This is a genomic window from Chryseobacterium sp. CT-SW4, assembly GCF_048572715.1.
In the GTDB taxonomy this organism is placed as follows: Bacteria; Bacteroidota; Bacteroidia; order Flavobacteriales; family Weeksellaceae; genus Chryseobacterium.
In genome coordinates this window covers 1,120,293-1,144,293 of record NZ_CP183840.1, presented here as the reverse complement: position 1 = coordinate 1,144,293, position 24,001 = coordinate 1,120,293, and the positions used below count along the sequence as shown (strand labels likewise).

At 36.2% G+C, this 24,001-nt stretch carries 26 protein-coding genes and 1 riboswitch; of the genes, 14 read left to right on the top strand and 12 right to left on the bottom strand.

Annotated elements, in window-relative coordinates:
- Window positions 1–232: 232 nt before the first annotated feature.
- Window positions 233–736: a GNAT family N-acetyltransferase gene (locus tag ABJ974_RS05095; protein WP_419870303.1), complete on the bottom strand. Its 504-nt coding sequence runs from the start codon at window positions 734–736 to the stop codon at window positions 233–235.
- Window positions 737–863: 127 nt separating this feature from the next.
- On the opposite strand from ABJ974_RS05095, the gene ABJ974_RS05090 reads away from it, so the two are divergent.
- The 3 genes from ABJ974_RS05090 to ABJ974_RS05080 all read left to right on the top strand — a co-directional run bounded on the left by ABJ974_RS05090 (window position 864) and on the right by ABJ974_RS05080 (window position 5,383).
- Window positions 864–3,011, top strand: coding sequence for an endonuclease MutS2 (locus ABJ974_RS05090; protein WP_419870302.1), 2,148 nt, complete (start codon window positions 864–866; stop codon window positions 3,009–3,011).
- 874 nt (window positions 3,012–3,885) lie between these two features.
- Window positions 3,886–4,677 carry a hypothetical protein gene (locus tag ABJ974_RS05085; protein WP_419870301.1) on the top strand — a complete coding sequence of 264 codons (792 nt, stop codon included), beginning with the start codon at window positions 3,886–3,888 and terminating at the stop codon, window positions 4,675–4,677.
- 22 nt (window positions 4,678–4,699) lie between these two features.
- A riboswitch (cobalamin riboswitch) is annotated at window positions 4,700–4,878 on the top strand.
- Window positions 4,879–4,999: 121 nt separating this feature from the next.
- Complete coding sequence (locus ABJ974_RS05080; RefSeq protein ID WP_419870300.1) at window positions 5,000–5,383, top strand: acyl-CoA thioesterase; 384 nt, start codon at window positions 5,000–5,002, stop codon at window positions 5,381–5,383.
- A 144-nt stretch (window positions 5,384–5,527) separates the two neighbouring features.
- Here the strand turns inward: ABJ974_RS05080 and ABJ974_RS05075 are convergent, their stop codons facing one another.
- Window positions 5,528–6,118 (bottom strand): HD domain-containing protein, encoded by a 591-nt coding sequence (locus ABJ974_RS05075; protein WP_419870299.1) that lies wholly within the window; start codon window positions 6,116–6,118, stop codon window positions 5,528–5,530.
- Between the two features lie 291 nt (window positions 6,119–6,409).
- Between ABJ974_RS05075 and ABJ974_RS05070 the strand changes: the two genes are divergently transcribed.
- The 7 genes from ABJ974_RS05070 to ABJ974_RS05040 all read left to right on the top strand — a co-directional run bounded on the left by ABJ974_RS05070 (window position 6,410) and on the right by ABJ974_RS05040 (window position 12,395).
- The gene (locus ABJ974_RS05070; RefSeq protein WP_419870298.1) at window positions 6,410–6,739 is read left to right on the top strand and encodes a PadR family transcriptional regulator; all 330 of its coding nucleotides are present in this window, start codon (window positions 6,410–6,412) and stop codon (window positions 6,737–6,739) included.
- Window positions 6,740–6,750: 11 nt separating this feature from the next.
- Complete coding sequence (locus tag ABJ974_RS05065; RefSeq protein WP_419870297.1) at window positions 6,751–8,466, top strand: PspC domain-containing protein; 1,716 nt, start codon at window positions 6,751–6,753, stop codon at window positions 8,464–8,466.
- A gap of 306 nt (window positions 8,467–8,772) precedes the next feature.
- Window positions 8,773–9,420 carry a 1-acyl-sn-glycerol-3-phosphate acyltransferase gene (locus tag ABJ974_RS05060; protein ID WP_419870296.1) on the top strand — a complete coding sequence of 216 codons (648 nt, stop codon included), beginning with the start codon at window positions 8,773–8,775 and terminating at the stop codon, window positions 9,418–9,420.
- Window positions 9,421–9,424: 4 nt separating this feature from the next.
- On the top strand, window positions 9,425–9,853 hold the full coding sequence (locus ABJ974_RS05055) for a PaaI family thioesterase (RefSeq protein WP_419870295.1): 429 nt from the start codon (window positions 9,425–9,427) through the stop codon (window positions 9,851–9,853).
- Between the two features lie 14 nt (window positions 9,854–9,867).
- Window positions 9,868–10,836 carry a chorismate-binding protein gene (locus tag ABJ974_RS05050; protein WP_419870294.1) on the top strand — a complete coding sequence of 323 codons (969 nt, stop codon included), beginning with the start codon at window positions 9,868–9,870 and terminating at the stop codon, window positions 10,834–10,836.
- A 592-nt stretch (window positions 10,837–11,428) separates the two neighbouring features.
- Entirely contained in the window at window positions 11,429–11,965 is a 537-nt protein-coding gene (locus ABJ974_RS05045; RefSeq protein ID WP_419870293.1) for a LuxR C-terminal-related transcriptional regulator, read from the top strand.
- A gap of 178 nt (window positions 11,966–12,143) precedes the next feature.
- Window positions 12,144–12,395, top strand: a complete 252-nt coding sequence (locus ABJ974_RS05040) for a hypothetical protein (RefSeq protein WP_419870292.1) — start codon at window positions 12,144–12,146, stop codon at window positions 12,393–12,395.
- A 40-nt stretch (window positions 12,396–12,435) separates the two neighbouring features.
- On the opposite strand, the gene ABJ974_RS05035 is transcribed toward ABJ974_RS05040, so the two are convergent.
- The 10 genes from ABJ974_RS05035 to ABJ974_RS04990 all read right to left on the bottom strand — a co-directional run bounded on the left by ABJ974_RS05035 (window position 12,436) and on the right by ABJ974_RS04990 (window position 21,155).
- A complete protein-coding gene (locus tag ABJ974_RS05035; protein ID WP_419870291.1) occupies window positions 12,436–12,630 on the bottom strand; it encodes a hypothetical protein in 195 nt (64 codons plus the stop codon).
- Between the two features lie 5 nt (window positions 12,631–12,635).
- Window positions 12,636–13,238: a MarC family protein gene (locus ABJ974_RS05030; protein ID WP_292010350.1), complete on the bottom strand. Its 603-nt coding sequence runs from the start codon at window positions 13,236–13,238 to the stop codon at window positions 12,636–12,638.
- A gap of 45 nt (window positions 13,239–13,283) precedes the next feature.
- Window positions 13,284–14,993, bottom strand: coding sequence for a BatD family protein (locus ABJ974_RS05025; protein WP_419870290.1), 1,710 nt, complete (start codon window positions 14,991–14,993; stop codon window positions 13,284–13,286).
- Window positions 14,994–15,019: 26 nt separating this feature from the next.
- Complete coding sequence (locus tag ABJ974_RS05020; protein WP_419870289.1) at window positions 15,020–15,763, bottom strand: tetratricopeptide repeat protein; 744 nt, start codon at window positions 15,761–15,763, stop codon at window positions 15,020–15,022.
- Window positions 15,764–15,864: 101 nt separating this feature from the next.
- Window positions 15,865–16,872, bottom strand: coding sequence for a vWA domain-containing protein (locus ABJ974_RS05015; protein WP_419870288.1), 1,008 nt, complete (start codon window positions 16,870–16,872; stop codon window positions 15,865–15,867).
- Window positions 16,872–17,864: a VWA domain-containing protein gene (locus ABJ974_RS05010; RefSeq protein WP_419870287.1), complete on the bottom strand. Its 993-nt coding sequence runs from the start codon at window positions 17,862–17,864 to the stop codon at window positions 16,872–16,874. Before ABJ974_RS05010 ends, ABJ974_RS05015 begins: the two co-directional genes overlap by 1 nt.
- On the bottom strand, window positions 17,857–18,759 hold the full coding sequence (locus ABJ974_RS05005) for a hypothetical protein (RefSeq protein WP_419870948.1): 903 nt from the start codon (window positions 18,757–18,759) through the stop codon (window positions 17,857–17,859). The genes ABJ974_RS05010 and ABJ974_RS05005 overlap by 8 nt, the downstream gene beginning before the upstream one ends.
- Before the next feature lie 33 nt (window positions 18,760–18,792).
- A complete protein-coding gene (locus ABJ974_RS05000) occupies window positions 18,793–19,656 on the bottom strand; it encodes a DUF58 domain-containing protein (RefSeq protein WP_419870286.1) in 864 nt (287 codons plus the stop codon).
- A 42-nt stretch (window positions 19,657–19,698) separates the two neighbouring features.
- Entirely contained in the window at window positions 19,699–20,151 is a 453-nt protein-coding gene (locus ABJ974_RS04995; RefSeq protein ID WP_419870285.1) for a GNAT family N-acetyltransferase, read from the bottom strand.
- On the bottom strand, window positions 20,151–21,155 hold the full coding sequence (locus tag ABJ974_RS04990; RefSeq protein WP_419870284.1) for an AAA family ATPase: 1,005 nt from the start codon (window positions 21,153–21,155) through the stop codon (window positions 20,151–20,153). The genes ABJ974_RS04995 and ABJ974_RS04990 overlap by 1 nt, the downstream gene beginning before the upstream one ends.
- 248 nt (window positions 21,156–21,403) lie before the next feature.
- Between ABJ974_RS04990 and ABJ974_RS04985 the strand changes: the two genes are divergently transcribed.
- The 4 genes from ABJ974_RS04985 to ABJ974_RS04970 are packed head-to-tail and all read left to right on the top strand — an operon-like array spanning window position 21,404 to window position 23,980.
- The gene (locus ABJ974_RS04985) at window positions 21,404–21,874 is read left to right on the top strand and encodes a DinB family protein (RefSeq protein WP_419870283.1); all 471 of its coding nucleotides are present in this window, start codon (window positions 21,404–21,406) and stop codon (window positions 21,872–21,874) included.
- A 23-nt stretch (window positions 21,875–21,897) separates the two neighbouring features.
- Window positions 21,898–22,641 (top strand): 23S rRNA (guanosine(2251)-2'-O)-methyltransferase RlmB, encoded by a 744-nt coding sequence (rlmB, locus tag ABJ974_RS04980; protein WP_419870282.1) that lies wholly within the window; start codon window positions 21,898–21,900, stop codon window positions 22,639–22,641.
- A 34-nt stretch (window positions 22,642–22,675) separates the two neighbouring features.
- Window positions 22,676–23,725 carry a DUF6263 family protein gene (locus tag ABJ974_RS04975; protein WP_419870281.1) on the top strand — a complete coding sequence of 350 codons (1,050 nt, stop codon included), beginning with the start codon at window positions 22,676–22,678 and terminating at the stop codon, window positions 23,723–23,725.
- Between the two features lie 24 nt (window positions 23,726–23,749).
- Window positions 23,750–23,980: a hypothetical protein gene (locus ABJ974_RS04970; protein WP_419870280.1), complete on the top strand. Its 231-nt coding sequence runs from the start codon at window positions 23,750–23,752 to the stop codon at window positions 23,978–23,980.
- Window positions 23,981–24,001 lie beyond the last annotated feature (21 nt).

Here is a 24,001-nt window from a genome sequence, read left to right as displayed (position 1 = left end):
GGAACGTAGTGGAATGAAGAATCTATTTTTCAGAAAGATTTCTCCTCCGTCGAAATGACAATTACAAATATCAGCCAAATGTATTAAAGTTGAGTTCTAATTTTGGAAATATCTGAAGTACTCGTGTCATTCAGAATGAAACGAAGTGGAATGAAGAATCTCTTTCTTACAAAAATTTCTCCTACGTCGAAATGACAATTACAACTATCAGCCAGTTTGTTTACACAAAAGCTTATTTCTTCAAACTAAAAACTAAATTTGCCGGCACCTCCTCATCTTTCTTATCTTCTTCCCAAATAAATCCATATTTCAGCAGAAGTGCTTTTGAACTCTCATTATCTCTATGGGTAAATGCCAAAATCTCCTGTAAATTCAGCTCATCAAACCCATAATTTAAAACAGAGTTCAGTGCTTCCGACATTATTCCCTGTCTATGGTATTCAGGTAAAAGCTCATATCCTACTTCCGCAGTTTTCCCATCTTCAGAAAAATTCCATAAGCAAATAGTTCCGATGACAGTAGGCTGATCCTTGTAAGAGATCCCTAAATAAACTGTTTCCCTGTTTTCAGCTTTTCTTTTAATGGTCAGAATAAAATCCAGCGCTTCATAATTGCTTTGTGGCGAAATTCTATCCACAAACTTATTGATAAAATCGTTGCTTCGGATCCGTAAAATATCGTCCACATGGCTTTCATTGATCTCTTTTAAAATTAATCTTTCGGTTTCTAGTTTCATATTCCAAATGTACTCAATCCGGAATTATTTAAAGTTATATCGCACAAAATTCTTTATAAAATTTCAAATTCATTCATTTTCCAACCGTCTCATAATGACATTCACATTTTCTCACTAAATTTGCACTGTGTATATAAATAAAGAAGATTTAAACGAGTTAGAATTTCCGGGATTATTATCGGAAATCGCTCCTCTGGCATATTCTCCCAAAACGAGAGAAAAAATTCTTCAACTTCGTCCGATGGAAATTGACGAGGCAGAACTTTCTTTACAAAAAACTTCGGAATATCTGACCAGTTTTGAAAGTTCCAATGCCATTCCTTTTGATGAATATGAAGATATTGAAGAAGAATTAAAATTAATGCTGATTGAAAATTTCCGTCTGGAAAATAATGCTTTCATTAAAATAAAAACCATCACAGAACAGATAGGAAGACTTCAGAAGTTTTTCGCGAGTATGCCTGAAACATTTCCTACTCTGACAGAGGAGGTTTCGGTTTTAGAGTTCAGAAAAGAAATCATTGATAAGGTTGACAAGGTTTTTAACCGCTTTGGTGAAGTGAAAAGTGAAGCTTCTCCGGTTTTAAAAACATTAAGAACAGAAATCCAGCATGCCAGAAAGGCAATACAGGAAAACTTTAACAGGGCATTGACCACCTACGGACAAAATGATCTCCTGGATGACATCCGGGAAAGTATTATCGAAGACCAGAGAGTGTTGGCTGTAAAATCAGGATTTAAGAAGAGGGTTCCGGGAAGGGTTCTAGGAGTTTCAAAAACAGGTTCTATTACCTATATCCAGCCGGATAGTGTTGTAAAACACTATTTTAAACTTAGGGAGAATGAGGAAGAGGAAAAGAAAGAAATTGACAAAATATTAAGGAAATTAACAGGAGAATTAGCGGAATACCAACCTCAGCTGTGGAGGTATCAGGTTTATATTTTTGATCTTGACCTAACGAGGGCAAAAGCCAAATTTGCAGAGCTGATCAATGGTGTATTACCCAAAATCAACCGCCATAAAACCTTGAGACTACGTGATGCTTACCATCCTTTATTGTGGTTGAGAAATAAAGCAGAGAACAAAAGCATATTTCCACAAACCCTTACATTAACGGAACATAACAGGATTATCTGTATTTCCGGTCCCAATGCGGGAGGAAAATCCATTACTTTAAAAACTGTCGGCTTGCTTCAGCTGATGATTCAGAGTGGAATTTTGGTTCCTGTACATCCGAAATCCGAAATGTTTTTCTTTGATAAAATCATGACAGACATCGGTGATAATCAGTCTATTGAAAATCATCTTTCGACTTATTCATCGAGATTAAAGAAAATGTCCGGAATTATCCGTGAAGCAGATAAAGATACTCTGCTATTGATTGACGAATTCGGTACCGGTTCAGATCCTGAACTGGGTGGAGCTTTAGCAGAAAGTTTCCTGGAGTTTTTCTATGATAAAAAAAGTTTTGCCATTATCACTACCCATTACACCAACATTAAACTGGTTGTAGAACAGCTTCCCAACGCAGAAAATGCAGCCATGCTTTTCAATGAAGAAACACTGGAACCCATGTATAAGCTGGAAGTGGGACAGGCAGGAAGTTCATTTACTTTCGAAGTAGCGGAAAAGAATAAAATTCCAAGATTTATCATTCATTCTGCTAAAAAGAAAGTCGAACACGATATCGTTAACCTCGACAAAACTATCGTAAAGCTCCAACAGGAAAAATTTGAAGTTGAAAAACTAAAATCCGACCTTGCGGAAAGAAGGGATTCCATTGATGATAAACGTGATAATCTACAAAAATTAAATGATCAGCTTCAGCAAAAGCTATATAACTTTCAGAAGCTGTACGAAGAGGAACACCGCAAACTTCAGTTCGGAAACAAGATCGAGAGCTTTATCGACAGCTATACCAAAGGAAAATCCAGAAAAGAAGTTGTTAAAGATTTTGTGAAGCTATTGGAGCAGGAAAAATTCAGAAAACTAGGTTCCGATAAAGATGAAACCAAGCGCCTGCAAATCGTCAGAAGAAAGATCACCCAGCAGCTGAAAAAAGAAGATGTGAAGGAAAAGATCGCGGAAACCAATGAAAAGCTGGAAGAAAAACGTAAAACCGACCGGGCCCTTTGGATGAAAGTAGGGCAACGTGTAAGGATCACCGGAAGTACCAGTGTGGGCACGATTGAAAAGATTTCCAAAAATAAAGTCATTGTCAATTACGGAACTTTTAAAACAACGATTGATGCGGATGAACTGGAGAGAATTTAAGTAATAGCCCAGTTTAAATTTTAAGAAAGAAATTAATTTAAATTATAAAGGGTTGTTTATTTGTCATTTCGACGCAGGAGAAATCTCTTAATTGAGATTCTTCGCTTCATTGCATTACGCTCTGAATGACAGAAATTAATCAACATTTAGCTATCAACCGGTTTAAAATTGAAGAAGGAAATTAATTTAAATTAAAAGAAGGGTTGTTTAATTTGTCATTTCGACGTAGGAGAAATCTTATTAAAAAAGAGATTCTTCGCTCCATTGCATTGTGCTCTGAATGACAGGGGATCAAACAATCTTTAAGCTATCAACCGGTTTAAAATTGAAGAAGGAAATTAATTTAAATTATAAAGAAAGGTTGTTTTATTTGTCATTTCGAGGGAGGAGAAATCTTTCTGAAAAAGAGATTCTTCGCTCCATTGCATTGCGCTCTGAATGACAGAAATTAAACAACATTTAAGCTATCAACCGGTTTAAAATTGAAGAAGGAACTAAGTAGTTAATTTAAATTATAAAGAAAGGTTGTTTTACTTGTCATTTCGAGGGACGAGAAATCTCTTACATTGAGATTCTTCGCTCCATTGCATTGCGCTCTGAAGGACAGGGATCAAACAATCTTTAAGCTATCAACCGGTTTAAAATTGAAGAAGGAAATTAATTTAAATTATAAAGAAAGGTTGTTTTATTTGTCATTTCGAGGGAGGAGAAATCTTTCTGAAAAAGAGATTCTTCGCTCCATTGCATTGCGCTCTGAATGACAGGATGAAATAACCTTTTTCTATTCTGTTATCTCTTTCAAAAAATGGCAAGAAATTAAAATTCATTCACTATAAGAATATTTAATTTATATATTTGACAGATTAAATATTACATGATGATTTCCTTACACAAAGCTATTTATCTGTTGGTATCTTTATTTTCTTTTGCCTTCATACAGGCTCAGAATAAAATTCCTTTCGGGGTGGTAAAAGCAGAAGACGGCTATGCGAACGTCCGCATTGCCAAAGATGACTACAGGAAAATTATCGATAAGCTTCGTAAAGGAGATATCTTTATGTATGTAAAACCAGCACCTGGAGAAACAGAATGGATCTGGATCAAATATCCTGAAAAGCCTCAGACAGAAAAGCCTTTCGTAAGATATGAAACCCTGGATAAGGAAGGAATGGTCAATAAAGACCGTATTATATTCATCGATCAGCTTCCCCAATATACGCCTTCCAAGTCTAAGAACGGAAGATCTCTGATATTCACGGATAATACCAATCAAAAAATTCCTACCGCCCAAAGAAGTAAGGTCGTCATTGATATTTATCCTTCTAACGCGAGCTACCGCAAACAGGAAAAAGATGCGGACGGGAAAATTCTAACCATTGACAAAATCAAGCCCTGGGGAATCAGTAACGAAATTCCGGAAGGAATGACAGAAGTTAAGTCTATCCGTGTTCAACAACCGGGAAGAGGTTCCGTCTTTGTCCGCGAAGCTGTTAAAAACCTGTTTCAGCCTACATTGGATTTCAATAATGTAGGAGTTACCGCTATTGATAACGATAATATTTTCCTTTATATGATCAATGGCTCGGGAGAAAGCAGGTATACTACGGTATGGACCATAAAAGAAGGAAAAGTCATCAATCAGATTATTTATAATAACCCGGAATAATCCTTTTATTTTTTTATTTTTGTTCATCATCATGAGAATTGGTTCTGTGTAATTACAGATTAAAAGGGAATCGTGTGAAAATCACGAGCTGTCGCGCAACTGTAAGTAACCGAAGTCTTTGTTCATAGCCACTGTCTTTAAGGATGGGAAGGGAATAAAGATGTTACGAGTCAGGAGACCTGCCTTTTCTTTATAACAAGAAACTTTCGCGATTTGAAGTTTATTGATAACTGATGGATGTATTCGGAATTGTTCTTTTTCACTCCGGATGTATTCTGTGATCTCAATATTTCTTCTATTTCGCTTTTAAATAATTAATGAAATGACAAAAGAAGAAAGAATTGAAGCTTCGGAAACAAGAATTTTCAAAGCCGTATTTCCTAACACTACCAACCATTATGATACTCTTTTCGGAGGTACAGCCATGCAGCTTATGGATGAAGTAGCCTTTATCACTGCGACCCGTTTTTGCAGAAAAAGAGTGGTTACGGTAAGCAGTGATAAAATTGATTTTAATCACCCTATTCCGGCAGGAACCATTATTGAGCTGATCGGAAAGGTTTCCCATGTCGGAAATACCAGCATGAAAGTAAATGTAGAAATCTATACGGAACAGATGTATTCTTATGAAAGGCAGAGAGCTATTGTAGGTGATTTTACGTTTGTAGCTATTGATGAATTTAAGAAGCCTGTTCAGATTTTGTAATTATTAAAGACCTCCTTCTCATTGGAAAGAGGTCTTTTTTATTTTTGAAAGTTTTGAATAATGTTGAGAGTATTCTTTTAGCGTTAAAAGATTTCTCACTTCGTTCGAAATGACATGAGGAACTTTTATCAATAGAAGGAGTTTTTATCTTAAAACTTTTTCTTCTTCCAGATTAACATCCAGTAAATGTTGAAAAGCTTCCCCCATTTCATCTGAAGCCCGGCTGATTGCCTTTTCAAGCATATTTCTGATTTGTCTTTCCGTAACGCCCGCTTCCGTCCAGCTCTTTCCGGAGGTATGGGAATTCAGGATGAAAGGCATGATCCGGTCTATTGCACAGGCAAATACGGCATCCGGCGTTTCTTCCGCTTCAAATTCCATCCACAGATCAAAAAACTCTGAACGCAGAGGTTCATCTAAAATTCCAAATATATTTTTGGCGGATTGTTTTTCTCTTTCAAATTTTCCTACCATCGCTTTTTCATCAAAAAGAAAAGTATCTCCCGCTTCTATTTCTACAAGATCATGAATAGATAACATTCTTATCACTCTCAGCAGATCTATTTCTTCTTTGTTTTTCGCATAGGGAAAAAGGATCTGAGCCAGGATAATAATCTGCCATGAATGCTCTGCCGTATTTTCTCTTCGGGAATCATCCGCATTATAATTTCTTCTCTGTACATTTTTTAAGGCGTCTACTGCCAAAATAAAATCTATTTCTTTTCTGATCTTCATAACCTGTTAAACGATCCGGCAATTAACTTGATAAGCCTGCCGATTTATCGTATGCAAAGATAAAAAATAGCTATTTATAGTCAGGCATATTTAATTTAAAGAAATTTTAAAAATATTTATTAAAATTAATTACTTGATAATCAAATGATTAAACATTTAATCACAATTTCACCACTACTTTGTATTGCATAATACCATTTTATTTACATATCTTTGTAATATAAAATCAGAATAGGTTCAACTAGCTAGGAATTTTATTCTGGTTATAATCAATTAAAAAACTTATTAAAGATGAATACTGAAAATACCAAAGCGCAAATGCGAAAAGGAATTCTGGAATTCTGTATTTTAAGTCTCATCAACCATCGTGAAATGTATGTTTCCGACTTAATTGATGAACTGAAAAAAGGAAAACTGGATGTAGTAGAAGGAACCCTCTACCCGCTCCTTACGAGATTAAAAAATGGTGAGTTTCTTTCCTACAGATGGGAAGAATCCACAGGAGGACCTCCCAGAAAATATTACCAGATCACAGAAAAAGGTAAGCTCTTCCTGGATGAACTCCAAAATACCTGGAATGATTTAACAAATTCAGTAAACCAAATCACTCAAAAACATTAAAAAACAAAGCTATGAACAAGACACTCTCAATAGGACTCGCAGGTTTTTCTTTTACCATAGAAGAACACGCATATATAAAGCTTAGCGATTATCTTAGTGCTTTGAGAAGCTCTTTGGATGCTTCTGAAGCGGATGAGGTAATGCATGATATAGAAATCAGAATGGTGGAGATCTTCAAAGATACTTTAGGAAAACGTGAAGTAATCAATGATACTGATGTGGAAAGAGTAATCGCCCAGATCGGAACTCCAGAAAAGATTGAAGAGCAGGAAGAAGCCTATTTCTCAGAAAAAAATACGACCAAAAAGGCCACAGGAAGTACAACAACGGATAAAAAACAACTTTTCCGTGATCCTGAAAGACAAAAAATTGCAGGAGTTTGCGCAGGATTGGCACACTACGTAGGTATGGATATGACTGCCATGAGAGCCATCTGGTTAGGAATTTTCATCCTTGGTATTTTTACTGCTGCGATCTCTTCCAGCCTGGTAGGTTTATTATACATCATTCTTTGGATTGTGCTTCCTAAAGCTGAAACCGCTTCAGATTTTTTGAAAATGAAGGGAAAGCCTATGAACTTCGACAATCTTAAAAATGAATCTAATAAACTGGTACAGTTTGCCAATGAATCTACGCAGAGAGTCGGAGAAATATATAACGAAAACAAACCCTACATCAACAATGCCGGGAGCGGAATATGGAACGTTCTGAAATACTTTGTAGGAATCTTATTCGCTATTATAGCTGTAAGCAGCATTATCGGAGTATTTGTATTGTTTGGTCTTTTCGGAATGGATACGGATTTTCCGGGAGCTAATCAGATACGGTTTTATATGGATGATAACGGCTTGGATAAAGTACTGGCTGCCATCATGATTATCGGAAGTCTGATCCCGGCTATTCTATTCAGCTTATTGAGCATTAAAATATTTTCTCCAAAAACGAAATTGAGAAATATCGGATGGGTAATAGGAGGTTTATTTCTTCTGTTGATCATACTGGGAACTTATTTTGGAATAAGTATGGCTAAAAAAGACCTTATCTACCGGGGAAGTAAGGAAGATATAGAAAACATTGCTATCAATGCAAAATCTGACACCCTCTATGTAGATATTAAACAGGTAAATATTCCTCAAAACTTCAAAGCGTTTGACGATAATATCTATTCAGATAAAAAGTCTGTCTACGAAGAGGATTATATTTCTGTAGATGTTACCAGAAAGCCAGAAGTAAAAACACCTTATCTTATTATTAAAAAAGAAGGAAACGGATATAATTTCCCTATACAGGTAACGGTTCCTGTAGAAGTGATCGACAACAAAATATTACTTCCGAACTATATCAAATATCCTTATGAACACCGTTTCAGAGATTACAGGATAAACTATGAACTGGTAATTCCTCAGAGAGCAGTGGTGATCCCTGTTAAAAACGGAAGAATTGACTTTGACGGAGATCTTAACGGCGATGGAATTAATGATGACGATCAGAATAATGATGAAAACGGAACCGTAAGAATTGAAAAGAATAAAATTTCCGTAAACGGTTCTACCATTGAATACAATTCCAATGATAAGGACAGCATCATCATCAACGGAAAAAAAGTTCCCAATTCACAAGCTGATCAGATTATTGATTCTATGAAATCCAGCATCAAAAAGATGAATAAGGACGTTGACATCAAAATCAAAGACGGAAAAAACGAAATTTCCATACAAACTAAATAATTAACTGCAGAGAGTGCGAGAAGGTGTGAACGGAAAGCAAGTGTTTGAAATTCACACTCTTCTTCTCTGAAAATATTTAAAATTTTTAATTATATTTAGTTTAATTATTATAAATTTGTAACATAATAATTTTTTAAAAATTAATAACCCTCAAAATAAATACTTATAATCATGGTACAGTTTGTTTTACAAGTAGTCATAAAAATCGTCGATTTAATCGGCAGTTTGTTTTAAGAGCGACAATATTTCAATATATTTGTAAAGTATAACCAATAAGGTTATACTTTTTTGTTTAAATCCTTATACATGAAAAAACTAATCGGCAAATTAATGCTTAAAATATTGGGATGGAAAGTTGTTCTTCAGGGTGATGTAAACAACCTCAACAGATGTATTCTGGTAGTAGCTCCGCATACCCACAACATGGAATATATTTTAGGAAATTTTGCTTATTGGTCTCTGAACAAACCCCTCAAAATCATTATTAAAGATGCTCATACCAAAGCCTGGTACGGAGGAGCCGTAAAAAGCCTTGGTGGGATAGGAATAGACAGAAGCCAAAAAAATGATCTTGTCAATTTCGTAGCCAAGCAGTTTGCGAAAGAAGATTTCAGCCTTGTAATCACTCCGGAAGGTACAAGGAGCTGGGTTCCGAAATGGAGAAGAGGATTTTATCATATGGCACTTGCAGCTAAGGTACCCATCGTGCTTGCAGCGGGAGATTTCAAAAGAAAAATAGTTTATCTAGGTTACCAGATTCCTTATGAAAAGATTGCTTCCATGTCGTATGAAGAACTTGTAAAAGAAATCCAGCATTACTATACCAGCAATGACATCACTCCTAAAGTACCGGAAAACTGGAACCCCGATATATTGGGAATCCATGAAGAAAATCAACAGCGGGAAGTTAATGGTAAAGACAACGGAAGTTCAGAACCAGGAAAATTAAATTAAAGAAATGAAAGGTCGTACAAAAGAGGAAATATTAAATTTTTTAAATAATTGGGGCAAAGATACTTTAGCTAAAACCATAGAAATCCGGTTTACCGATCTGGATATGGAAAATGAGACCCTCTCTGCCACAATGCCTGTTCAGCCGAAAGTTCATCAGCCATTGGGAATCCTTCACGGAGGAGCCAGCTGTGTATTGGCAGAAACGCTAGGCTCATGCCTATCCAATATTTTCATTGACGGCGAAAAATTTTATGCGGTAGGTACGAATATCAATTCCAATCACCTCAGAAGTAAAAAAGACGGGACTGTTACCGGAACCGTAAAATTTATAAGAAAAGGCAGAACCATGCACGTGTCCGAAATTGAAATCCGCGACGAAAAAGGAGTATTAATCAACCACACAACCATGACCAATAATATTATTGCAAAATAATAGGATTTAATTTCATGATTTTCTTTAAACTCCCTTTTGACGCCACCCTTTATACAACTGACGAAACTTCCGGATGTCAGAGCATTAGTTTTATTTCCTTTAACGGTATAGAAGAAATTAATTTTAAAGGTAAAGTAATAAAGGCCGATACAGAGTCCTTTGAAAAGCAAGAGATCTCCAGCAGATCCCTTCCTAATGATACCACCGGCTATATTCCGGAGACCGAAGAAGAATACCTTCAAAAACTCACCGAACTAATCCGTGTTATCAAAGATCATAATCTTCCCAAACTTGTACTTTCCCGGAGAAAAATTTTCCGTGACTTTAAAGAACTGGATATTAAAGAAAGCTTTCAAAACCTTTGTAATGCTTATCCCAATGCATTCCGATATCTATTCATAGAGAATGGTGCAGCCTGGATGGGTGCTTTTTCCGAGGTATTAGGGAAGTTCAATATAAAAACTCATGAATTTGAAACCATGAGTCTGGCCGGTACCCTTCCCATTAATGAAAACTGGTCTGAAAAAGAAAGAGAAGAACAGAAGCCTGTTACCGATTATATAAAAAATATCCTGGTTAATTATACAGAAAAGCTTGATATTTCCGACACCTATGACCATATTACAGGAAATATAAAACACCTGAGAACAGATTTTAAAGCTAAAATAAATCCTAACGACCTGGATAAACTCATTGAGGAATTACATCCTACACCGGCAGTTTGTGGAATCCCTAAAGATTTCTGCAGAGAAAAAATCAACGAGTTTGAAAAATTCCCCCGTGAATTATATGCCGGCTACAGTAAAATAGAAAGCGGAGATACGATCCAGTATTTTGTAAATCTACGCTGTGCAAGACTTTTCCAGGATAGTATCCACTTATTTGCAGGCGGAGGAATTACCGCTCAAAGCAATCCGAAAAAGGAATGGATAGAGACAGAGCTTAAATCTGAAGCTGTTTTGAAGAGCCTGAAAATTATTTAATATAAATATAACATCAAAATTGAGAGCTAAAAATTAATTATTAGCTATGAATAATTAATTATCCGTTTGTTTAATTTTTCCGGTCCCAAATCCTTTTCGCACAACAAAAAACATATTGGGCATCTATCATTAATTTTTCAAAAAAAATTCTTTTCTAATTTTTATAATTTTGGGATTAACCACAATTAGGTGAAAAAAGTGCACTGCTTTTTTCTCTATCAACTCAATCTTAAAAAGCAGATAAGTTACTATGATACTTTGGGAAATTCCTATAAGCTCACTGATCTACATTTCAGTTTCCTTCCTACTCACTCTTATTTCATTGATAGGTCTTATAAATCACCGGAATAAAAAGGACCATACTTATTTTATTAATTTCTTTTTTCTCACAGTAACCTGTCTTGTTTACAATATAATAGAGGAACTTATTCCTCATGAAACACTGCCGATCAATATAATGTCCCAAAACATTATTGCGTATACAGCAGGGCTGGTTTCAGTATTATGCTTCCTCCTATATCTGTCGAAAGAATATCAGCTTAAATTAATAAAGAAATTTAACCGCTCTCTCTTATTTTTAATATTGATTTGCTTGTTTATCATACCATATACCACGACCCAATCTTTGAAACTGTCAAGGTTTATTTTTTTAACCATCACCTTAAGTATGCTGGCCTTTAACAGTATTTCAATTTTAAAAAATCAGTATCGTAAATTCAGAGCCAATCAGAACTTACCTCTAAAAATTCATTCCGTAAATGGTGCTATGGGCTTTCTAAGTATTGTGACCTTACCGATAACCATACTCCTTACCTCCAGCAATCAATTTGTAGTACAAACATTTTATACTTCGGGATTTTTCATAGTTTCAATAGATTACTTTTTATATCCTCTCCGAAACAAAATACAGCAAACACCTCCCCTAGATATATTTTCCAAAAGGGAGAAAGAAATATTATATACTTTTCTTCTCAACTCAGAACTCACTTATCCCGAAATAAGTAAAAAACTATTTATTTCAGACAAAACCTTTTCAGTCCATATGTCTAACATCTACAAAAAAGCAGAAGTAAAGGGCAGAAAAGAACTCTATGAAAAATATAAAGACTGTGATATCTATTCGTTATAAAAAATACAACTTACTGATAAACAACAAAATAAACAACATAAGCATATCCCTTAGTGTTTTAAGGGGCCATTTAAGGGGGAAAAACTTCACTTAAAATGAATAGATGCCTTATGTTTGTCAAAGAAACACAAATGATGGTTTTTTGTTTGTGCGCACAGCAAAAAATAAAATCAATACTATGAGTGATTGTTCATCCGTACAGATGATGATTAGAATTACACCACCAGATAGCTACTCTTCTATTCTTCAGGACAGGAATTATAGGATGGGTGGAGAAGTCTTCTTATTCGAATTTAACAGACCCCAGACCTTCCCTATCAACCTAAAAACTGTTTTAATCCGTATAAAATTGTCAACTACTGATGAAATTTATATTGGAACTTATTTACATCCTAAAATGAGATATTATATCCATAAAAAATCCCCATAGAAAAAACTAAGGGGAATTAATTTATATAGGCTGGATGCTATTACTTTTTCACTCCTATTTTACTCCATGTATTCAATACCAAAAGCAACAGGATTCCCAATACCGCAGAGGCAATGGAGAATACAAATTTAAGATTGTCTTCCGCCAGGATATCTATTTGCCAATCCATAGCATACAGGTTAACAGCGGTAAAAATAATGAACAGTACTAAAAATACTTTATAAAACTTCTGCATGATTCTTAAAAATTAATATAAACCTGCACCAATTGGGCAAAGTTTGCGGTGAATAATTTTATTGAAATGGCCAAAAGGATGATTCCGAAAACTTTCTGAAGGATGGCCAAAGTAGCCTCTCCCATTCTTTTCTCCAACCACGTGGCAGATTTCAGCACCAAATATACGAAAATTGTATTGAGAATGATCCCACAAATTATGTTAATATCATGAAACTCCGCTCTTAATGATAAAGTGGTTGTAAGGGTTCCTGCTCCGGCAACAAGCGGAAAGGCAATAGGCACAATAGATGCGGACTTTGCTTCGGTGGTTTTGTTAATTTCAATTCCCAATATCATTTCAAGGGCAATGATAAAAATCACAAAAGCTCCGGCAATAGCAAATGAATTAACATCCACTCCTATGAACTTAAGAATTTTGTTTCCCACAAATAAAAAGATAATCATGATCAGACCGGCAGTAATAGAAGCCCGCTCTGCCTCAATTTTCCCAAATTTCTGCTGCAGTCCTACCACAATCGGGATAGAACCTATAATATCAATTACAGCAAAAAGAACCATAAAACAGGTAATAATTTCCTTGAAAGAAAAGTCGTTAAATATTTCCATCCCTTTGTAATTTAAGAATTTCGCAAAAATATGAATAAAAATTAATTATTTACTAATTTGTGAATATAAATTAACAATATCATTCAAAAGTTCACTCATTCCTTCCTGAGACTTCACGGGAGAATATTTTTCTATCTGGATTCTTTGGGAAAGGTTTCTGTATTCCTCTGCAACAGAAGAGCCTTTATAACTCTCTAAAAATTTTCTGAAATCATCCGCAGAACTCTGGAAATACTGATTTCTTACTTCTGCATCAAGCTCATCAAATGTTTCGAAAAATTTACCATAGTCTTCTTTATCTTTAAGATTCCCCAGATATGAAAAATAATCCGTCACATCAGTTTTCAGTCTTTTTCTGATCTCTTTTTCAGTTTCTGCTACAGAACCTAAAGGCTTGGAAGGTACAGTTTCTTTAACCAAATTACGTTTTTTTTGCCAAGTCTTAAACAGGAGATAAAGAATAAATAATCCTAAAAGGATGGCAATATTTATAAATAATACATTCCAGTTGAACTTGCTTTTCTCTTTTACTTTAAAAGACGTTGTCTTGAGTACAGGGCTGTCCACGGTTTCTAAAAAGCTGTTGGTATACTCATTTACTTTTTCAACGGCAGAACGGGACTCTAAGATCTGATCATGTGAAAACGCACTTACAGACAACGTTTTTTGACCCAGATCCACATATTCTTTAATGGCAGGATTAAAAAAGGCAAATTTTTCTGTTTTAATGAAGAGATCACCCGGCTTTTTAGGAATTACAATATAACTGGCCAACACTTCTCCCTTCATTCCTGTAACACCTGTAGTTACCTTAGAAGTTATTTTTGGAGTGAAAACTTCATAATCCGGAGATTCCTGAATTTTAGGAAGATGCATATCCGAAAGATTACCCTCTCCAGAAACCTTCACAATCACGTTGATAGGTTTCTTTACTTCTATTTTTTCTTTAGAAGCATTATATACGCTTACCTTAAAATTACCTACGGCATTTTTGAAATAGTCAGGAGATCCTTCGGGAAGCTTTTTTACATTAAGCTTCACTTTATTGGATATGATTTTACTTTTAGAGGAAAATGTATTAAGTGATGCGGAAACTGCGGGCACTTCTATATTCCCGGACTTATTAGGAAAAACCAAAAACATAGCCAGGATCTGTGATGCCATATTTCCATATCCGGACGGATCAATCTCCGAACGGTTGAAATTGATAGGATGTACATCAATATCCTCCTGATGGGGAAGACGAATGTTTTTCACCTTCCTGAAGTTATCTATATTCCTGGAATATACTTTAAGGACAGCAATCGTCGGCTGGTTATTGTATACTTCACGGTCTTCTATTTCTACATTCAGAAAAACCTCATTGGCCGTATTATTAGCCATTGTTTTCTTTTCAATGTCTTTGATGGAAATTTCAAAAGGTTCTGTTTTATAGATCTTGTTATTGACTGTTACCAGAACAGATCCGATCCGCACTTTACCTCTGTGTTTAGGTTCAAGGGCGATCCTGGTCACTGACTGAGTGATTACCGTATTGGTTTCGGGATCGATATAGCCGTTATTGACGGAACCTGTACCTATGATATTGAATTTGGAAAGATCCGGCATACGGAAAGGGGTCTGCTGATTATATTCACTGCCGCTCATTTCCAGCACTACGGTAAGGTTTATTACATCCTTTCCTGAATAATCATTTTTATCAGCGTTTACATAGAAATTTACCTGTCCATAAGAAATTACGGATCCAAGAATCATTAATATGTAAATTAACTTATGCTGCATCACCAATCTTTCTCGTTGCTTTCAGGCATCGAATAAGAATTTTTATTTAAAATTCTCCTGGCGGTTTCTTTTTCTTTTTCGCTTATTTTATTTAATATAGCATTTTCAAGCTCTTTGGGCATATTACCCTGGTTGTTTTTATCCGGATCCGGATCTTTTCCCTGAGGGCTTTCTCCTTCATTTTGCTGGCCAGTTCCCTGATCCTGCTTCTGATCCTGAGGTTTACCTTTCTGATCATCATTTTTCTGCTGATCATCGCCACCGCCTTTTCCTGAATTGTTTTGTTGATTTTTCTTTTGCTGGTTTTCTTTTTCCTTCAGCTTGGCAATCTCATAGTTTTTCCTTGTTGCTTCATTGTAAGGATCCTGTTTTAAAGATTGCTTATAATAGTCTGCCGCCTTTTCCGGCTGATTCATCTGCATGTAGGTATTTCCCAAATTATGAAGAGCAGCTGCTTTATCGGGAAGTGTTTGGGAAAGCTGCTGTGCTTTTTCAAATTCAGCTTTAGCTTCTTCATACTTCTTACTTTTATATAAAGCATTTCCAAGATTATAGTGCGCCATAAAGTCTTTTTGATTCGTTTTTACAGCTTCCATATACTTGGAGGACGCTCCATCATAGTTTTTACCGTTGAATTTTTGATTGCCTTCATATACTAAAGTCCTATAATTTTCCTGTCCAAACAAAGAGCCGGAAAATGCAAAAGCAATTAAAAACGATAAAAAGATGATTTTAGTATTCATTTCATGCAAAATTATTTTTTTATATGTTAATAAACAGTGTTTTATTTGTTAAAATTGGGTTAAATAGCATTTTTAATTATTCTAAAAAAAGCAGAAAAAAATTAAAGATTAAAATCTCTTTTAGGATTAAAAATATAAATCAGAAAAAAGAAAAATAAGGATACCGCTAAAAAGTACTGGTAATAATGATTGGCATTTTGTGATTTTACCATACTCACAGAGGAAGACATTTTCCTGTTTAGAGCATCTATAATTCTGTCGGGAGCTTCATTGATATTATTTCCGTCAATATAAGTACCGGATGTGGATTCTGCCATTTTTTTCAATGCTGCGGTCTGTCTTTTGGAAATGACGGTTTCTCCGTTCCTATCCGACTTATATCCCATCAGCTGCCCAAAAACATACTCGGGAACGGGAGCTCCTTCATCGGAACCTATTCCTACCGAAGTAATTGTAATTCCTTCTTTATTAGCAAGTTTTATAGCGGCATTATCATTCCCTTCATTATCTTCACCGTCACTTAGCAGTACTACCTTTCGGGAGCCTTTGCTTACATCTTTAAATTTACTTACAGCCGTCTGCATAGCTCTTAAAAAGTCTGTTCCCTGTATCTGCATAGAATTGGTTTCTATAGCACTGATATAGGTTTCCGCGGAATTGTAATCCGTCGTTAACGGCATAATAGATGCTGCCTGCCCCGCAAAAATGATAATTCCCACTTTATCGTTGGTCATTTTCTGCATGGTATTGATCATCATATTTTTAGCTTCCGTCAAACGGTTGGGATTAATGTCTTCCGCATTCATGGAATTGGAAACATCAAGCATGAATATTACGTTATTCAGCTTTTGATTGGTTTCTATTTCTTCAGCTCCAGACAAAAGGTCTATAATAGAAAATATCAGGAATAAAGTAGCCAGTAAGTACAATGCAGGAAACAGTTTTGTAAATCCTGAACTTTTTTCAAACAGCGATTCATGAAACTGACTATCGGCAAATGCCTCTCTCCTCTTCTTCTTCCATTTCAGGAAATTGAGCAAAAGATAAGACAGCAGCGGCAAAAGCAGCAGCAAAAATAAATACCAGTAATTCCCTAAATACCAATCCATCAGCTCAAAAATTTATAAAATACCCATCTTAACAATGCATCCAGCAACAGTACTCCCAGCGCGATCCAAAGGAAGATGTAAAAATACTCTTCATAATTATAAAGTTTGGAAACCTTTACGTTTGATTTTTCCAGTTGATTAATTTCATTATATACCTCTTCCAGACTGCTGTTAGACGTTGCCCTGAAATATTTCCCACCCGTGGTTTCCGCAACCTCTCTAAGGATAGGCTCGTCTATTTTAACTTCGGTTTCCGTAAATACGAGATCTCCGAAAATATCAGTTTGAGTAGGCATTAAAGCATATCCATTGGTTCCTATCCCTATGGAATATACTTTTATATTATTATTTTTAGCCAGCTCGGCAGCAACCTGAGGCGGCATTGCATTTTCAATGGTGTTCACCCCGTCTGTCATCAGAATAATGATCTTACTCTTAGCTTTGCTGTTTTTTAAATGATTAACGGCCACTGAAAGCCCCTCTCCTATCGCGGTTCCCGGCTGTAATTCCAACGGATCAAGGTTTTTAAGCTCATCAATAATTACCTGATGATCAGAAGTGACCGGCACTTTTGTAAATGCTTCCCCTGAATATGCCACCAGCCCCAACCGGTCATTGGGACGTTTTTCCACGAACTTAATCGCAATATCTTTTAAAGCTGTTAAACGGTCCGGTGTAAGATCTTTAGCCAGCATACTGAGAGATACGTCTACCGAAAGCATAATATCAATTCCTTTGGTATCATCCCTGTCCTGGGACACCGTAAATGTTCTCGGGCGCGCCATCGCAATAATAAGAGCGGACAGGATTACATATTTAGAAACCTTCAGCAGAAAAAGCACAAGCAATATTCCATTGCTATGCTCCATATGATTCACAGTGGGAACTTTGATTCCTTTTCTTCGCGGTTTGCTTACATCCCTGAATATCAACGGAATAAACAGGAGAAAAAGAAGAAGAAACCAAGGACTATAAAATTCAAAATTAAACATCCTTTCTTAAGTTTTCAAATTCCAGATCTTTTGATGATCTTTTCACAAATTCCCTTATATCGGTAAAATCTTTTTCCATAATTTCTTTATCCGGAAAGGTTTTGGCAAATTTCACCAAGTCCCCTCTTACGAATACGTCTTCCACCACTTTTTCATTTTCCTGTGAAATAGTATTGTTTTCCTTAATCAGCTGTACAAGGTCATCCGTAAGCAATACATCGGCCGGTACACGATATTGTGTGGTAATAAATTTTCTGGAAATGTCAATCAGCTCCACATAAAAGGAACGGTAGTTTCCTTCTTCAATATATTTTTTCTTCTTAAGAGAATCCAGTTCTTTTAAAGTCTGGTTGGTTACAACCACCGGCTGGCTCTTTTTACTTCTACCCCACTTAATGAACAGAACAATAAGTACAATTACGGCAATTACAGCCAATGCAGCCAGCAAATACCACTTATAAAGTTCCCAGTAATCCTTCACTTCAAGTTTAACCTCTTTGTTTTTCATAATATCCGTAATCTGGTCTCCTTTCTGAGCCGTGTTGATTACATCTATTTCATAAGGTATTGTTTTAAGGATTCTGTCGCCTACTTTAAATTCCAGTTCGGGAATGGTAAACGTTCCTTCTTCATATACTGAAAATTCAATTCTTCTCTGATACAGATCCGGTTGTATTCCGATGCTGTCTTTGATCTCTTCAAAATGAAAAGGAAGCAGTTCATTCTCAGGAGCTGCGGAAACCTGCTGATTATTCAGGTTATTGATCTTGATAACCAGGTGATTGATTTCTCCCAACGCCATGGTCTTTTTTTCTAGGTTGGAAGAAAGTATCTGTGCAAAGGCATTACCACAGATAAGGAACAACAATAAAAGGAATAGTCTTTTCAATTCTATTATTTACTTTTTTTAATAATGTATATCTCTCAATTATTTACTTTGAAAATAATTATAGAGCAATCTCGAATAATCCGAGTCTGAACTTATATTCAGAAAGCCTGCCGCACTGTTGGCAAAATCTTCTTCCAGGGCTCTTAACTTCTGTTTCTGGGCCTCAGCAAAAGTATATCTCCATCGTGCATTGGAAGTATTCGCCCAAATTTCCCGGCCGGTTTCCGCATCATGGAAAAGGGCATAGCCTATATTCGGGATTTCATTGTCTTTTTCATCATAAATTCTCAATCCCAGCAGCTGATGCTTTCTGGAAGCCACTCTGAGTATTTTGGAATCATAAGGATCTTCAAAATCCGAAAAGAGGAAGACCAGTGATTTTTTCTTGAAAATTCCCATCATATATTCCAGTGCCTTATCCACCTTCGAAACTCCCGGCACATAATCTGCCGTAAGAATGGTACTTAAAATAGAGAGAATATGTTTTCTTCCTTTTTGGGGAGGGATTACCTTATACACTTTGTCGGCAAATAAAATCAAACCCACCTTATCATTATTCCCTGCTGCCGAAAACCCGAGACTTGCAGCTATTTCAGCCACATATTCTCTTTTAAGCTGGTTTTTGGTTCCATAATCCATAGAGGCGGAAATATCGACGACCAACATCATGGTTAATTCCCTTTCCTCCTCCATTACCTTTACAAAGGGTTCCCGGAACCTTGCGGTCTTATTCCAGTCAATTCTTCGTATTTCATCCCCAAACTGGTAGGGACGTACTTCCGAAAAAGTCATTCCCTGTCCCTTGAAGGCACTGTGATATTGCCCCATTAAAGCAGCCTCCGTCTTCTTTTTGGTACGGATTTCAATCTGTTTTACTTTTTTTACAATATCTTTTATCTGCATAAGGCTATTGATAATCCGGTCATAAAATCCAGCATCTTATTTTTAAAACTCCACGGAAACATTCAGCCATTCTCCGTCGAACTTGGTATCATACTTTTTATAAAAGTTAATGGCCGGCTCATTCCAGTCCAGTACCTGAAAAACCATTCCACGGTACTGATTTTGTTTACCGTATTCCAAAGTGGCGTCAAACAGTTTTTTACCGATCTGCTTTCCTCTCATACTTTCTGTCACTACCAGGTCTTCAAGATACAATCTTTTCCCCTTCCATGTGGAATATCTATCGTAATATAAAGAGATACCCACGATTTCACCGTTCAATTCCGCAACAAATGCCCCCCAGACCGGGGCTGCTCCAAATCCATCTTCGACAAACTGCTCCAGTGTTAAAGTAACTTCATGCAGTGCTTTTTCATATTCAGCAAGTTCCCTGATAAGTTCCAGCATAGAGCTGCAATCTTCCGGAAGTGCTTTTCTTATAACAACCTCATTCATTACGGGGCCTGTATTTTTGCTAAAATTCTATTGATGATCTCTTCTGTGGAAATTTCTTCCGCTTCCGCTTCAAAGGTTAATCCTATTCTATGTCTCAATACATCTTTCGCAAGCTCTTTTACATCTTCAGGAATTACAAAGGCTCTTCCTTTAAGGAACGCGTAAGCCCTTGATGCAATAGCAAGGTTAATGGAGGCTCTCGGAGAAGCTCCGAAACTTATGTAATTCTTAAGCTCCGAAAGTCCGTAGTTTTCAGGATAACGGGTAGCAAATACCATATCGAGAATGTATTTTTCAATCTTCTCGTCAAGATAGATCTGATTGATAATTGATTTGGCTTCGACAATATTATCCAGTGAAATAACCGGTTTGATATCCGGCTGATGCGAAGTGGATACCATCCTCATTACCTTTCGTTCATCTTCAAACTCAGGATAATCTATTTTACATTTCAGCATGAAACGGTCGCTCTGCGCCTCAGGTAAAAGATAAGTACCCTCCTGTTCGATAGGGTTCTGTGTGGCCAGTACCAAAAACGGTTTAGGCAGCTTCATGGTTTCATCTCCTATGGTAACCTGCTTTTCCTGCATCACTTCAAGGAGTGCGGACTGAACCTTAGCAGGAGCACGGTTGATCTCATCAGCCAGTACAAAGTTGGCGAAGACGGGTCCTTTTTTAATGGAGAAGTCATTATCTTTAATATTATAGATCATAGTTCCCACCACATCTGCCGGAAGCAGGTCGGGCGTAAACTGTATTCTCGAAAATTCACCATGTACAGCTTCTGCCAGGGTTTTTATCGCTAATGTTTTAGCAAGACCGGGAACTCCTTCCAACAGAACATGCCCATTCCCTAGTAAGCCAACCAAAAGGCGGTCTATCATATATTCCTGGCCTATAATTGCTTTATTAATTTCCTGCCTCAGAAGGGAAAACATATAATTCTGTTCTTTGATCTTTTCCGTGAGCTGACGAATGTCTTCAGCTTGATATAAATCTGACATAGCTTTATTTAAATAATTGGTAAATTTCTAATAATTACTTGCATTAATCAACACAATGAATGCCATTTTTGAGTTAAAGTTTGTTAAAAATTCCCGCATTAATGCATCATTGAGAATATTTTTCATTGAAGCTTTCAATCCCGTTGCGGAAATTTTTCATAAAAATATATAAAATTTACCGGAAACCACCCTTCAAAAATTGTCATTTCCAGTTTATTAAACTATTTTTGGTGATTAAAATTTGTAAAATGAATTATCATTTTCAAGCACACAGACAGGTAAGAGAAAATATTTTGGAAATTTTACGGAATACTTCTCATGAAGATCTCTTATTAATTCCTGATGGTTTCAACAATAACATCTATTGGAATATTGCCCATGCGGTTGCCACCCAGCAGCTTTTACACTATTATCTGAGCGGTAATCCATTCAGAATAGATAAGTACTGGGTAGAAACTTATAAAAAAGGGACCTTACCTAACCTGAATGTTCAGAAATCAGAAGTGGAGGATCTGGCTTTCCTGCTCACCGAAACTTCAAAAATTCTGATGAAAGATTATGATCATGATTTCTTTTCGGATTACACTCCTTACACCACAAGTTTCGGTATGGATCTGAAAAGTATTCAGGATGCGATTATTTTTAACAACATGCATGAAAGTCTCCATTATGGCTATATCATGGCTCAGAAGAGAGCTATTTTAGGAGAAAAATATTAAAAGTTTAAATGGTAAACAATTCAATGAAAGACGATTTCATTTTTGGGCTACGTCCCGTAATAGAAGCTATAGAAGCTGGAAAAACTATTGATAAAATTTTTGTACAAAATGCTTTACAGGGTCCTATTTATGCGGAACTTAAAGCCATTTTAGCGAAAAACAAAATACGTCCCAATTATGTTCCTGTTGAAAAGCTAAACCGTTTCACAAGAAAGAACCACCAGGGTGTCGTAGCTTTTATCTCCGATGTACCTTTTCATAAAATTGAAAATATCGTTCCTCAGCTTTTTGAGGAAGGCAAAACTCCATTTTTACTGATCCTGGACAGGCTTACCGATGTAAGGAATTTCGGTGCCATATGCAGAACTGCCGAATGTGTAGGCATAGATGCCGTTATTATTCCGGAGAAAGGAGCCGCCCCCATCAATTCGGATGCTATAAAGACCTCTGCCGGAGCTATCTATAACATAAAAATTTGTAAAGAACCCAATCTTGCCCATGTCGTGGATTTCCTTCAGCAAAGCGGAATTTCCGTATTTTCGGCCACTGAAAAAGCTCAAAAGCTTATTTATGATGCCGATTTTTCCGAACCTTGTGCAATCGTAATGGGAAATGAAGAAACGGGAATTTCAAAAGAAGTCCTCCACCATTCCGATGAGAAAATAAAACTTCCCATCGAAGGTAAAACCCAATCATTAAATGTTTCTGTAGCATGTGGTGCTATATTATATGAAGCTGTAAGACAGAAAATGATGAAGATCAATTAACAGATAAACAACACACAACATTAAAAAAATCAAAATGAAGAACATAGCAGCATTCGCGCTTATATCCATAGCTTTAGTATCTTGTAAAAAAGAAACGGCAACAATCACCAAAGTAGATCCTGCAACAGGAAAAACAGTAACGGTAGAAGTACCTGCAGATTCGGTAGCAGCTGTTGCCGAAAGTCCTGCCATAACGGATTCCGCAGGAATTTTCACCCAGACTTTTAAATTGGAAAAAGGAACTACCTATCCATTGACCACTTACCAGAGAGACGTTAAAACCATGACAGATCCTACCGGTAAAACATTAAACGGAACCAGTGAATCTACGGATGAAATGACATTTACGGTAAATGATCTGAAAGACAATGTCTATGACATGACCCTGAACCTTATCTCCAAAAGAAATTCCCAGACTGCCAACGGAAAAACCATTGTAGTAGATACCAAGCAATCGGCGCCGAAAGAAGATGATCTTAAAATGATCTGGAATATCAACAAGGCTCTTACCGGAAATAAACTTACTATGAAAATGGATACGAAAGGAAATGTAATCTCCATTACAGGTTTTGATCCTGTCTATACAAAAGTATCCAATGCGGTGGGAACCATCATTAAAGATGCCAATCAGAAAGCAAGTGTTGTAGCAAGTCTTAAAGAAAGCTTTAATGAAAAAGTACTTAAGGACCAGTTCACAAAAAACCTTACCATTATTCCGAAAAAAGGAGTAAAAGTAGGCGATAAATGGAGCACTACGGAAAGTGCTGATGCCAGCGGACAGGTAAAGGTTACCTCCAACTATGTATTGAAAAGTGTAGGAAACGGTGTTGCCGAAATTTCAATCACAGGAGGTATTCCTAAAAAGACAGATAAGCAAAAGCAGGGAGAGATTACCCATAGCTTAAGCAGTGAGCTTGTACAGAACGGAACGATCAAGTTTGATCAGAATACAGGATGGATTAACACACAGAATATCTCGGTAAAAACTACTCAGATTGAAACCATTTCAGACGGAAAGCAATCCCAGTCTATGAAAAGTGTTTCCAATTCTTCTGTGATGGTAAACCCGTCTTCTAAAAAATAGGAGAAGTTTATAAAATCATAAAAAATGAAGTACATTTTTGAGTTAGTACTCGCTACCATAATTATTTACTTTGTATGGAATATTCTTAAGAGAATTTTTTTTAAGACCTTCCACAATTATACATTTAATAATTCCAATAACAGAGAGAACCAACAGGATATACGCAACTCAAATAAAAACAAACAAAAAATCAACTGGGACGCAGAAACTGTGGAATATGAGGAAGTAAAAGATCCCGAAACAGACAAGAAGTAACCCTATTTATTTAAAAAAGAT